Below are 11,954 nucleotides of genomic sequence, written 5' to 3'. Positions count from 1 at the left end.
TTTTAAGTATTAAGCTTTTATCTGTACCAGTCCGTCCTGCACGCGCGCTTCATAGTGCGGGACGGAGCGGCTTTCATCTTCCATACACAGGCCGTCCCGCAGGCGGAAGTGCTGTTTTTTCAGCGGGCTGGCAACCCACAGCTCATCCTGATGTTCTGCAATCAGCCCGCGTGAAAGCACGCTCGCTTCAAAGAACGGGTCGATATTGCTGATGGCGTAAACCTGCTCGTCTTTACGCGGGCGGAAAATAGCAACTTGTGCAGATCCCACCAGGGCGCAAACACCCGTTGCAGGCAGGATGTCGTCTAGCTGACAAACGGTTGTCCACTGGCTCATGCGTGTTCCTCCACTTCTACCAGAGTGACCGGAATACGCTCATACGGCGTGGCCGGGCGGTGTTGTTCGCGCTCGCTAACTGTCTGCACGTTCGGGTCGCGCTGCGGGCTATTGATAAAGTGTTTGAAGCGAACCTGAGCCTGTGGCGTGTTCACGGTTTCTGTCCACTCGCAGATCACTTTCTCGCGCAGGCGGTTAATCTCAGCTTCAAGCTGATCGTTGAGGCTCAGCTTGTCGTCGACAATCACGCTACGCAGATAGTCGATACCGCCTTCCAGGTTCTCCAGCCAGACGGAAGTACGGGTGAGTTTGTCGGCGGTGCGGATGTAGAACATCATGAAGCGGTCGAGATACTTGATGATGGTATCGTGGTCGAGGTCCGCCGCCAGCAGGTCCGCATGGCGTGGCTTCATGCCGCCGTTACCGCAAACATACAGGTTCCAGCCTTTTTCAGTAGCGATGATGCCCACGTCTTTGCCCTGCGCTTCCGCACATTCGCGGGTACAGCCGGAGACGCCAAACTTCATTTTGTGCGGAGTACGAATGCCTTTGTAGCGGTTTTCCAGCTCGACGCCGAAGCCCACGCTGTCGCCCACGCCGTAACGACACCAGGTGCTGCCGACGCAGGTTTTTGCCATACGCAATGCTTTGGCATAGGCGTGGCCGGTTTCGAATCCGGCTTCAATTAGCTGACGCCAGATTTCCGGCAGGTCGTCCTTTTGTGCGCCGAACAGGCCGATGCGCTGGGAGCCGGTGATTTTGGTGTAAAGGTTATATTCGCGGGCGATACGGCCGACTTCCATCAGCCCCTCCGGCGTGATTTCACCGCCTGCTGAGCGCGGGATCACCGAGTAGGTGCCGTCTTTCTGGATGTTGCCGAGGAAGTTATCGTTGGTATCCTGCAGCGGCGTTAGCTCTGGCTGCAGCACGTAGTCGTTCCAGCAGGATGCCAGCAGCGAGCCTACGGTTGGCTTGCAGACTTCACAGCCGTAGCCTTTACCGTATTTTTGCAGCAGCTGGTCGAAGGATTTGATCCCTTCCACGCGGATCAGGTGGTACAGCTCCTGGCGTGAGAAGGCAAAGTGTTCGCACAGGTTGTTGTTCACTTCGATACCGGCTTTGGCCAGCTCGGCGTTCAGCACCTGGGTGACCAGCGGAATACAGCCGCCGCAGCCGGTGCCGGCTTTGGTTTCGGCCTTCAGCGCCGCAACGGTGTGGCAGCCTTTATTGATAGCCTTGATCAGGTCGCCTTTGGTGACGTCAAAGCAGGAACAGATTTGCGCGCTTTCCGGCAGCTTATCCACGCCGATAGACGGCTTACCGCTGCTGGCGTGAGCCGGCAGGATCAGCGAGTCCGGATTTTCCGGCAGCTCAATCGCGTTCAGCACCAGCTGCAGCAGGTTACCGTAGTCGCTGGTGTCGCCAACCAGCACCGCGCCGAGCAGGGTTTTGTTGTCTTCGCTAACCACCAGACGTTTGTATACCTCTTTGCTTTCATCGAGGTAAACATAGCTGCGGGCGTTTGCCGTGCGGCCGTGAGCATCGCCGATACCGCCGACGTCAACGCCGAGCAGTTTCAGCTTGGCGCTCATGTCCGCGCCTTCAAAGGTGTTTTCGCTCCCGAGCAGGTGGTCTGCGGTAACCTGAGCCATTTTGTAGCCCGGTGCGACGAGGCCGAAGACGCGGTTATTCCAGCTGGCGCATTCTCCGATGGCGTAAATATCCGGGTCTGAAGTCTGGCACTTATCGTTGATGGTGATGCCGCCGCGGGGGGCTGTTTCCAGCCCGCACTGGGTCGCCAGCTTGTCCTGAGGGCGAATACCAGTAGAGAAGACGATGAAGTCCACTTCCAGCTCGCTGCCGTCGGCAAAACGCATGGTTTTACGGGCCTCGGTGCCCTGCTGGACGATTTCCTGGGTGTTTTTGCCGGTGTGCACACGCACGCCCATGCGCTCGATTTTGCTGCGCAGCTGCTCCCCGCCCATGCGGTCAAGCTGCTCGGCCATCAGCATTGGTGCGAATTCGATAACGTGAGTTTCCACGCCGAGGTTTTTCAGCGCCCCGGCCGCTTCCAGCCCCAGCAGGCCACCGCCGACGACGGCACCGCGTTTGCTGCGGCGGGCGCAGGATTCAATAGCGTTCAGGTCTTCGATGGTACGGTAAACGAAGCAGTCCTGAGTTTCCGAGCCTTTAATAGGCGGGATCCACGGGTAAGAGCCCGTTGCCATGACCAGCTTGTCGTAATAAACGGTACGGCCGGTATTGGAATGGATCACTTTTTCCTGGCGGTTGATAGTGATGGCACGTTCGCCAACCAGCACTTTTACGCCGTGTTTTTCGTAGTAGCCGTCGCGGACGAGGGAAAGTTCTTCAGCGGTATGATGGGAGAAATAAGAAGAGAGGTGCACGCGATCGTAGGCTTTACGCGGCTCTTCACAAAATACGGTGATATCGAACTGGTCCGGCGGGGCTTTATCAAGTAAGTCTTCGATAAAGCGATGGCCCACCATGCCGTTACCGATAACTGCGATTCTGACCTTGCTCATAATTGCCTCAATTTCTTTTTTATTACCGCCTACCTTAACGATTCAGCCAGGGTGATTATTGATACAAATCAAACGCGCCTTTATATACCTATTAAGAGGTATATCATTGATTTTGATGTATTTTTGTAAGTAATGGAATTGACTGGTTTTTCGCCAGTAAATCAAAGCGGTGTATGCTATGAAACAGTCTGCGACGGATAAGAGAGGACTTATGGAAACGAAAGCGTTACGGGTTATTCAGAATGTGCGGCTGACGGGCCGGGAAGGGTTGTGGCAGCTGTCGATCGCTGACGGAAAATTTCAGGCCATTACGCCAATGGGTGAGGTGCAGCAGGAAAGCGGCCAGGCGTTGGACGGTGAAGGCGGGTTAGCCATTGCCCCCTTTGTTGAGCCGCATATCCATCTGGATACCACGCAGACCGCCGGGCAGCCGGGCTGGAATCAGTCCGGTACGCTGTTTGAAGGGATTGAACGCTGGGCGGAGCGCAAAGCCCTGCTGAGCCATGAAGATGTAAAACACAGGGCGTGGCAAACGCTGAAGTGGCAAATTGCCAACGGTATTCAGTATGTTCGTACCCACGTGGACGTTTCTGACCCGACGCTGACCGCATTGAAGGCGATGCTTGAAGTGAAGCAGGAAGTTGCCCCGTGGGTAGAGCTGCAGCTGGTGGCTTTCCCGCAGGAGGGCATTCTCTCCTATCCGAACGGCGAGGCTTTGCTGGAAGAGGCATTACGTCTGGGCGCCGATGTTGTCGGGGCTATCCCTCATTTCGAGTTTACCCGCGAATATGGCGTTGAGTCGCTGCATAAGGCTTTTGCCCTGGCCCAGAAATATCAGCGGCGGTTAGATATTCATTGCGATGAAATAGACGATGAACAATCGCGGTTTGTCGAAACCGTGGCCGCTCTGGCCCACCGCGACGGTATTGGCGCGCGGGTGACCGCCAGCCACACAACGGCAATGCACTCTTACAACGGAGCCTATACCTCGCGGCTGTTCCGTTTGCTTAAGCTGTCGGGTATTAACTTTGTGGCAAACCCGCTGGTCAATATTCATTTGCAGGGGCGTTTCGATGATTACCCTAAACGCCGCGGCGTAACGCGGGTGAAGGAGATGCTGGGGGCGGGCATCAACGTTTGCTTCGGCCACGATGATGTTTTCGATCCGTGGTATCCGCTCGGAACCGCCAATATGCTGCAGGTGCTGCACATGGGGCTGCATGTTTGCCAGCTGATGGGCTATCAGCAAATAGACGAAGGGTTAAAGCTTATCACCGATAACAGCGCCCGCACCTTCGGCGTTGAGGACTACGGCATTACGCCGGGTAACTCGGCGAACCTTGTTATTTTACCTGCTGAAAACGGATTTGATGCGGTACGGCGGCAGGTGCCGGTGCGCTGGTCGATTCGTGCCGGGCAGGTCATTGCCACGACGCAGCCTGCTCAGACGAAGATAATGCTGGGGGATAAAACGGAAAACATTCAGTTTGAAGGACCCTCTCCCCGTTAGGGAAGAGGGCAAATCGCAGGGCGATTAGTGTGCCGCAGCTTCTGCGCCATGACGACGGTGTTTGGTCACGAAACCAAGCACCAGGCACATGACGAACACCACAGCATACAGGCCATTCGCGGTATGCAGAGCAGCCAGAGGGCCGCTGTGAGCCACGATTGGGCCGGTGACGATAAAGGTCAGCATGGTACCCACGGTGCCGCAGGTCAGCACAAAGTTAACCAGTTTCGGCGAAGACACTTTGGTCTGCTGTGAACCCAGGGTGATGATGGTGGTGTAAATCGCGCTGGAGAAGAAACCGAGCGCCAGAATAAACCACGCCAGGTGAGCCGGATCGCCGTGGTTGAACAGGTACATCAGCACGGTGGCCGCCCCGGCCAGCACGGTCAGGATGCGCTGCAGGTCGAAGAAACGCAGGATAAAGCTGAACGCCCACATGCCGAACATGTAAGACATCCAGAAGTCGCTGACCAGCTTACCGGCATCGTTGATGCTCATGCCGAGGCCTTTGGCGTATTCCGGTACCCAGGAGATAAAGCCCAGCTGGCCGAGGATGTAGCATAGCGCCGCGACGGAGAGGAACAGCACGCCGATGCCCCATTTTTCTTTGGCAGCAGGTTGCTCGTCTTTCTTCGCATGCTTGCCCAGCGCCGGGAACTCACAGCCCAGAGTCAGCAGGAAGATAGCCACGTAGACCAGACCGATACAGACGTAGACCCAGTACCAGTTGATGCTACGGGCCAGCAGGATTGCGGCGACCATCGGGAAAATCATCCCGGCCATGCTGAAGAAGGAGTCGGTAAACAGCAGGCGAGAACCGCGCTGACGCCCTTCATACATATGGGTGATCAGGAAGGTACCAATCGACATGGTTATCCCGCTCACCAGCCCCAGCACGAACATCGAGGCCGAGAAGATAGCCAGGTTATGACCGAAGATCAGGCCGGCAACGGCCAGCACCATCAGCAGGAAGCCAAAGCGCAGCTGGGTTTTCAGCGGTACGATTTCCATCAGCCAGGCGTTCAGGAAGATAGAGATCAAAATACCGGCATTAAGGAAAGTAAACGTGTTACTCATGCTGGACACCGGCAGATTGAAGTACTCTGCGATGTTTCCCATCACCATCCCGGTGACGATCACCAACGCCCCGGTCAGGGCGTAGGAGAAGAAGCTAATCCATAAAAGCTTGGTTCGGTTGCTGTTAGTCATAACGAGCCTGTGCAAGGAAGTGTAAAGCGCATTGACAGCGCGGCGGACGGGCAGATTTTAGTCATTTGCGTGATCTATTTAAATGAATTATGAATTTATTGCTGAAATAAACTAATTGAATCATGAAGTGCGTCACATATTTCAACCTGTTTCAGCGCGCTGACGCTGCAACTCGTTGATTTGTGTAAAAGTAAATAACAGTAAATGGCTGGCGTCGACTGCGGTGCCTCTTTACAATCAAGCAACTTGCTTCACTCACTGCCTTCGTAAGGAATTATTCATGCTCAAATCGACACTGGCGGCTGTTGCAGCTGTATTCGCCCTTTCTGCGCTTTCCCCTGCGGCGCTGGCTGCAAAAGGCGATCCGCACGTCCTGTTGACCACCTCGGCTGGCAATATTGAGCTTGAGTTAAATAGCCAAAAAGCGCCTGTTTCGGTCAAAAACTTCGTGGATTACGTTAATAGCGGTTTTTATAACAACACCACCTTTCACCGTGTGATCCCGGGCTTCATGATTCAGGGCGGTGGCTTCACCGAAGATATGAACCAGAAGCAGCCTAATCCGCCGATCAAAAACGAAGCGGACAACGGCCTGCGCAATACCCGCGGCACGATTTCTATGGCGCGCACCGCCGATAAAGACAGCGCCACCAGCCAGTTCTTTATCAACGTGGCCGACAACGCATTCCTGGACCACGGCCAGCGCGACTTCGGGTACGCGGTATTTGGTAAAGTGGTCAAAGGCCTGGACGTTGCCGATAAAATCTCCCAGGCACCAAGCCATGACGTCGGCCCGTACCAGAATGTGCCGTCAAAACCTATCGTGATCCTTTCCGCGAAGGTTCTGCCTTAAGATTTCCGGCGCGGGTCCTGTCGCCCGCGCAACCCTCTCCTGAAGCAGAGAATTTCAATAAGTGGTGAGCCAGGCCAGGGAAAGCGGCTAGAATAACGCGTTCTTTTTTTGCCCTGGAGCCGCCATGTTACTGCTTATCGACAACTATGATTCCTTCACCTGGAACCTCTACCAGTATTTTTGCGAACTGGGTGAGGAAGTGCTGGTTAAGCGTAATGACGAAATTGGGCTGGACGACATCGAGCGTCTTGCCCCGGAGAAACTGGTGATTTCTCCAGGCCCCTGCACGCCGACCGAGGCGGGCATCTCCCTTACCGCCATTAATCACTTCGCCGGACAGCTTCCTGTTTTGGGCGTTTGCCTGGGGCATCAGGCCATTGCACAGGCGTTTGGCGCCACCATTGTGCGGGCAGAACAGGTGATGCACGGCAAAACCTCCGCTATCAGCCACAACGGCAGCGGCGTATTTCGCGGGCTGAATAATCCGCTGACCGTGACTCGCTACCACTCGCTGCTCATCGACCCTGCCACCTTGCCCGACAGTTTTGAAGTCACTGCCTGGACGGATAAGCAGGAAATCATGGGGATCCGCCACCGCTCGCTTGATCTTGAAGGCGTGCAGTTCCACCCGGAAAGCATTCTCAGCGAGCAGGGGCATGCGCTGCTGGCGAATTTCCTGAAGCGGTGAATTGTTGCTTGCCTGGTTTTGGTTTTTTATGCATATTTCGTGATTATATTTTCATTCATGTCTAACGCATAAAAACGGGTGGGGAATAAATGGCAACTGAACAATCAGCGGTTACGCGGGCAACCTTCGATGAAGTGATTCTGCCGATTTATGCACCGGCAGAGTTTATTCCAGTTAAAGGAAAGGGCAGCCGCGTGTGGGACTCCGCCGGGAAAGAGTACGTGGACTTTGCCGGAGGCATCGCCGTGACCGCGCTGGGGCATTGCCATCCTGCGCTCGTTGAGGCGCTGAAGGCCCAGGGCGAAACCCTGTGGCATACCAGCAACGTTTTTACCAATGAGCCAGCCCTGAAGCTTGCCCGTAAGCTGATCGACGCCACCTTTGCCGAACGCGTCGTCTTCATGAATTCCGGCACGGAAGCAAACGAAACGGCTTTCAAACTGGCCCGCTACTATGCTTCGACCCGTCACAGCCCGTACAAAAGCAAAATCATCGCCTTCTACAATGCGTTCCACGGCCGCTCGCTGTTCACCGTTTCCGTAGGCGGGCAGGCTAAATACTCCGACGGCTTTGGCCCCAAACCGGCCGACATTATCCACGTGCCATACAACGACCTTGCGGCGGTGAAAGCGGTGATGGATGACCATACCTGTGCGGTAGTTGTTGAGCCGATTCAGGGTGAAGGCGGCGTGACCGCTGCGACGCCGGAGTTCCTCCAGGGGCTGCGTGATTTGTGTGATGAGCACCAGGCGCTGCTGGTGTTTGATGAAGTCCAGTCCGGGATGGGCCGCACCGGCGAATTATTCGCTTATATCAACTACGGCGTCACCCCGGATATTTTGACCAGCGCCAAAGCCCTCGGCGGCGGTTTCCCGGTGAGCGCGATGCTGACCACCCATGTGATTGCCTCCGCGTTCCACGTGGGCAGCCACGGTTCAACCTATGGCGGTAACCCGCTGGCATGTGCGGTGGCCGGTGCGGCTTTCGATATCATCAATACGCCAGAAGTTCTGCAAGGCGTGGCGGTGAAGCGCCAACTGTTCGTTGAACAGTTGCAGAAGATTAACGACCAGTTCGATCTGTTTAGCGATATTCGCGGCATGGGGCTGTTGATTGGCGCAGAGCTGAACGAGAAGTACAAGGGACGTGCCCGTGAGTTTCTCTATGCGGGAGCGGCTGAAGGCGTGATGGTGCTGAATGCCGGCCCGGACGTCATGCGTTTTGCGCCTTCGCTTATCGTTGAAGACGCGGATATCCTGGAAGGAATGCAGCGCTTCGCTAAAGCCGTTGCCCGCGTGGTGGCTGGCTAATCTTAACCCGAGCGCCGCAGGCGGCGGCTCAGCCAGATCCCATGCTGAGGCCGCTGGCGCCAGGCTACCGAGGAGATGGTATGCATGGTGTTCAGGTGGCCAATAATCCGCTGTAAATGCTGCTCCATGGTGCTTAACGGCCCCGTGGGCAGCGTGTCCGCATCCAGAATATTGGCGTCGTTCGATCCGCCAGGCCCGTCATACTCCAGCCTTTGCTGGCAGCGCTGTAAGCCTATTTCACAAGACTGCAGGTACTTTTGCGCCAGGTCCGGCGTGAGCATGTTGTGCTCGCGCGCCAGAGTTGTCATGGCGTTGATATGCTCGACGATGAACTGGCTGTGGGTCACCCAGAGCTTCATGTCTGCCAGATAATGAGAGTTAAATCCGGGTTCCTGCATCGCCTGGTTGAGCGAGTTGAAGAGCGCGTTGTGCGCCTGGTTGACCCGCATTCGTTGCCAGGCCAGAGGCGTGGGTTCCGGATCGTTGCTCAATATCAGGCGAATCGCATCCTGGTCGGCCTCGAGCGCGTCGTGGGCGTTCTGGCGCAGCAGGCCAGTTTGCCACTGTGGCCAAAGCCAGATCATGCCGCCAAAGGCAATCAGGCAGCCGAGCAGCGTGTCGATAAGCCGTGGAATGATGTAGCTTTCGGCGCTCAGGGTAATGAGCTGCAGGGTATATACCGCCGTGACGGTAAAGCCGATGGTGGCCCAGCCGTAGCTTTTGCGAATGAACAGATAGCTCACCAGGGTAATCATTAGCATCGCCAGCAGGGTGTAGCTGTCCGGGACGTGGAAGTGCAGGGTGATGCCGGCGATACACAGCCCTGCCATGGTGCCAGCCGCCCTGTGCACGATACGTACCCGGGTGGCGCCGTAGCCGTTTTGCGTCACGAACATCACGGTCATCAGGATCCAATACGGTTTAGGCAGATGTAAGAAGGACCCGAGCAGGCTGGCAATCGTCAACATTACGCCTAAACGTGCGGAGCTGCGCAGCGCTGATGACTTGAAGGAGAGATAGTTTTTCAGGGCCGGGAAGAACGGCAGGCGGCGCTCCCGATCTTCCATTAAATCCCTTACATACAGCGGGCGTTGGGTTTTCAGCACCCGGCCGATGCGGCTGAAGTGATAATGGCAGAACTGCCCGACCGGGTTATCCGGGTTCTGGCGGGCGATCTTTTCCAGGGCGTCGATCTGCTTGTCCATGGTAAAGCGCGTCGGGTAGCGGTGGTAGAGAATATCGTCTGCCAGCACCCGCAGGCGCGCGGCGATGGTTCGGGCGTTCCAGCGGATCACCGCCTCGGCATGGCTTTGCTCGACCAGCTTCTGGACCTCTTCCGGCTGATGCAGGCTAACCGAAATGTGCTCCTGCAAATCCAGGGCGACCTGGAAAGCGCGTAGCAGGCGTTTGTAGCCATTTTGCTGATTGGCCGACAGCATATGCAGCTGCTGGTAGCAGGTCGTTATCAGGTCGACGGCTTTCTGCTGACGTACCAGCAGCGGCGGTAGCGCTTTTTCAGGATCCGTATGCTGGGTCAGCAGGCTGTACTTTGCTTCGCAGTAGTCCGCAAGCTGGCGGTACAGCAGGCTGAGCGACTCTCTGAGCGGCTGTTCACGCCATAGCCTGAACCAGAACCAGTTAAACGCGCCGTACCAGATGGTGCCGGAGATATAGAGCACCATCGGTTTCCAGATAGGCATGTTGCCGGCCATGCTGAGCGTAAAAATGGCGGCAATCAGCGACGCGGGCAGCAGGCGAGCATGCAGCGAGCTTATCTCCGCCGTGACGCCGAGCAGCAGGGCCATGACGATTAATATCGCAGGCAGCGGGACGTGGGTGTAAAGCAGCAGCAGCTGCATGATAAGGCTGCTAACGGCGAACAGGCTGCCGCCGATGATCAAGCGTTTGAAGAAGCGTTTATGCGGCGTGTCCAGCCCGGCAATGTTGCAGCAGGCAGGCACTAACGAGAAGAGCAGGCCATTTTGCAGGCTGCCGAGAATCAGGCCGATAGCCACGGGTAAACACAGCACCAGGGTTTGCCGCAGCGCGTAGTTAACTTCCGGGTGATAAATTAATCTCTTCCACATAGCCTGAATTGTAGAGACAAAAAAGGCGTGTTACCGAAGCGACACGCCTTTATGGGGCTAATTAGCGAGTGCCGTAAACGACAATCGTTTTACCGTGTGCGGAAATGAGGTTCTGGTCTTCCAGCATTTTCAGAATACGGCCAACGGTTTCGCGGGAGCAGCCCACGATCTGACCGATTTCCTGGCGGGTGATCTTAATCTGCATCCCGTCCGGGTGGGTCATGGCGTCCGGCTGTTTAGCCAGGTTCAGCAGCGTCTGTGCGATACGGCCGGTCACGTCGAGGAAGGCGAGGTTGCCGACTTTCTCGGAGGTCACCTGCAGGCGACGCGCCATCTGGGAAGACAGACGCATCAGAATGTCCGGGTTGACCTGAATCAGCTGGCGGAATTTTTTATAAGAAATTTCAGCTACTTCACAGGCTGACTTGGCGCGAACCCAGGCGCTACGCTCCTGGCCTTCTTCGAACAAACCTAATTCACCAATGAAATCACCCTGATTCAGATAAGAAAGGATCATCTCCTTGCCTTCTTCATCTTTAATCAGAACAGCTACGGAGCCTTTGACGATGTAGTACAGCGTCTCCGCCTTTTCACCCTGGTGAATCAGCGTGCTCTTCGACGGATACTTATGAATGTGGCAATGAGACAAGAACCATTCGAGAGTCGGGTCTGTTTGCGGTTTGCCAAGCACCATGCGCGGTTATCCTCTGTTATAAACTGGCTACCAAAGACAAGACTCGGAACCTCTTGTCTGGCGTTGCAATCGTGAAATTTTCCCAAACCCTGGGAACTGGCGGGCAGGTCACTCCTGCGGCCTGTAATTAGTCGTTTCCTCTGCTTACGGCATAAACTTCTCTGTATAGCAGCAGCATCCGGATTGTTTTAGCATAGCTTTTGGTAAGTGTCTTGTCTTGTCTCGTTTCAGCATGACCTGGATCGCCTTACGTTGCCAGTTTTCACGTAGGCGCGTAATCTGAAAGAATATTTTCTCAACTGGAGTAGGCAAAATGCAGGCACGTGTTAAATGGGTGGAAGGCATGACCTTCCTCGGTGAGTCCGCTTCTGGCCACCAGATCCTGATGGACGGTAATTCTGGCGATAAAGCGCCAAGCCCAATGGAAATGCTGCTGATGGCGGCGGGCGGCTGTAGCGCCATTGACGTGGTGTCGATTTTACAAAAAGGCCGCCACGACGTGACGGACTGTGAGGTGAAGCTGACTTCGGAACGCCGCGAAGAAGCGCCGCGTTTGTTCACCCATATTAATCTGCACTTTGTGGTTAGCGGAAAAGAGCTGAAGGATAGCGCCGTCGCTCGCGCAGTCGATCTTTCTGCTGAAAAGTATTGCTCGGTAGCGCTCATGCTTGGGAAAGCGGCAAACATTACCCACAGCTATGAAGTGATCGAAGCTTAAGCG

The 11,954-nt window shown here is 55.6% G+C and carries 10 protein-coding genes; 5 read left to right on the top strand and 5 right to left on the bottom strand.

Annotated features, from left to right (window positions below; genetic code table 11):
* Positions 1-9: 9 nt before the first annotated feature.
* Both nirD and nirB read right to left on the bottom strand, forming a co-directional pair.
* Entirely contained in the window at positions 10-336 is a 327-nt protein-coding gene (gene nirD / locus ACE38U_RS21910; RefSeq protein ID WP_038478132.1) for a nitrite reductase small subunit NirD, read from the bottom strand.
* Positions 333-2,882: a nitrite reductase large subunit NirB gene (gene nirB, locus ACE38U_RS21905; RefSeq protein ID WP_375530518.1), complete on the bottom strand. Its 2,550-nt coding sequence runs from the start codon at positions 2,880-2,882 to the stop codon at positions 333-335. The genes nirD and nirB overlap by 4 nt, the downstream gene beginning before the upstream one ends.
* 211 nt (positions 2,883-3,093) lie before the next feature.
* Between nirB and ACE38U_RS21900 the strand changes: the two genes are divergently transcribed.
* Positions 3,094-4,392, top strand: a complete 1,299-nt coding sequence (locus ACE38U_RS21900; RefSeq protein ID WP_038478137.1) for a cytosine deaminase — start codon at positions 3,094-3,096, stop codon at positions 4,390-4,392.
* A gap of 24 nt (positions 4,393-4,416) precedes the next feature.
* Here the strand turns inward: ACE38U_RS21900 and tsgA are convergent, their stop codons facing one another.
* Positions 4,417-5,601, bottom strand: a complete 1,185-nt coding sequence (gene tsgA / locus ACE38U_RS21895; RefSeq protein ID WP_375530517.1) for an MFS transporter TsgA — start codon at positions 5,599-5,601, stop codon at positions 4,417-4,419.
* 280 nt (positions 5,602-5,881) lie between these two features.
* Between tsgA and ppiA the strand changes: the two genes are divergently transcribed.
* The 3 genes from ppiA (at position 5,882) to argD (ending at position 8,452) form a co-directional block, all read left to right on the top strand.
* Complete coding sequence (gene ppiA / locus ACE38U_RS21890; protein ID WP_038478143.1) at positions 5,882-6,454, top strand: peptidylprolyl isomerase A; 573 nt, start codon at positions 5,882-5,884, stop codon at positions 6,452-6,454.
* A gap of 124 nt (positions 6,455-6,578) precedes the next feature.
* Positions 6,579-7,142, top strand: a complete 564-nt coding sequence (gene pabA, locus ACE38U_RS21885) for an aminodeoxychorismate synthase component 2 (protein WP_038478146.1) — start codon at positions 6,579-6,581, stop codon at positions 7,140-7,142.
* Positions 7,143-7,231: 89 nt separating this feature from the next.
* Positions 7,232-8,452, top strand: coding sequence for a bifunctional acetylornithine/succinyldiaminopimelate transaminase (gene argD / locus ACE38U_RS21880; protein WP_375530516.1), 1,221 nt, complete (start codon positions 7,232-7,234; stop codon positions 8,450-8,452).
* A 2-nt stretch (positions 8,453-8,454) separates the two neighbouring features.
* On the opposite strand, the gene ACE38U_RS21875 is transcribed toward argD, so the two are convergent.
* Positions 8,455-10,539, bottom strand: coding sequence for a YccS/YhfK family putative transporter (locus tag ACE38U_RS21875; RefSeq protein ID WP_038478153.1), 2,085 nt, complete (start codon positions 10,537-10,539; stop codon positions 8,455-8,457).
* Positions 10,540-10,600: 61 nt separating this feature from the next.
* Positions 10,601-11,233 carry a cAMP-activated global transcriptional regulator CRP gene (gene crp, locus ACE38U_RS21870; RefSeq protein WP_003852956.1) on the bottom strand — a complete coding sequence of 211 codons (633 nt, stop codon included), beginning with the start codon at positions 11,231-11,233 and terminating at the stop codon, positions 10,601-10,603.
* A 313-nt stretch (positions 11,234-11,546) separates the two neighbouring features.
* Between crp and ACE38U_RS21865 the strand changes: the two genes are divergently transcribed.
* Complete coding sequence (locus ACE38U_RS21865) at positions 11,547-11,951, top strand: OsmC family protein (RefSeq protein WP_038478159.1); 405 nt, start codon at positions 11,547-11,549, stop codon at positions 11,949-11,951.
* Positions 11,952-11,954 lie beyond the last annotated feature (3 nt).

The organism is Cedecea selenatireducens, from assembly GCF_042138895.1.
Classification (GTDB): Bacteria; Pseudomonadota; Gammaproteobacteria; order Enterobacterales; family Enterobacteriaceae; genus Cedecea; species Cedecea selenatireducens.
The sequence above is the reverse complement of the archived record's forward strand: the minus strand, read 5'-3'. Positions and strand labels throughout refer to the sequence as shown.

Coding starts and splice junctions, on each gene's coding strand:
- nirB (WP_375530518.1), bottom strand. CDS start 2,882: ATGAGCAAGGTCAGAATCGCAGTTATCGGTAACGGCATGGTGGGCCAT.
- pabA (WP_038478146.1), top strand. CDS start 6,579: ATGTTACTGCTTATCGACAACTATGATTCCTTCACCTGGAACCTCTAC.
- argD (WP_375530516.1), top strand. CDS start 7,232: ATGGCAACTGAACAATCAGCGGTTACGCGGGCAACCTTCGATGAAGTG.
- ACE38U_RS21900 (WP_038478137.1), top strand. CDS start 3,094: ATGGAAACGAAAGCGTTACGGGTTATTCAGAATGTGCGGCTGACGGGC.
- ppiA (WP_038478143.1), top strand. CDS start 5,882: ATGCTCAAATCGACACTGGCGGCTGTTGCAGCTGTATTCGCCCTTTCT.
- tsgA (WP_375530517.1), bottom strand. CDS start 5,601: ATGACTAACAGCAACCGAACCAAGCTTTTATGGATTAGCTTCTTCTCC.
- ACE38U_RS21865 (WP_038478159.1), top strand. CDS start 11,547: ATGCAGGCACGTGTTAAATGGGTGGAAGGCATGACCTTCCTCGGTGAG.
- crp (WP_003852956.1), bottom strand. CDS start 11,233: ATGGTGCTTGGCAAACCGCAAACAGACCCGACTCTCGAATGGTTCTTG.
- nirD (WP_038478132.1), bottom strand. CDS start 336: ATGAGCCAGTGGACAACCGTTTGTCAGCTAGACGACATCCTGCCTGCA.
- ACE38U_RS21875 (WP_038478153.1), bottom strand. CDS start 10,539: ATGTGGAAGAGATTAATTTATCACCCGGAAGTTAACTACGCGCTGCGG.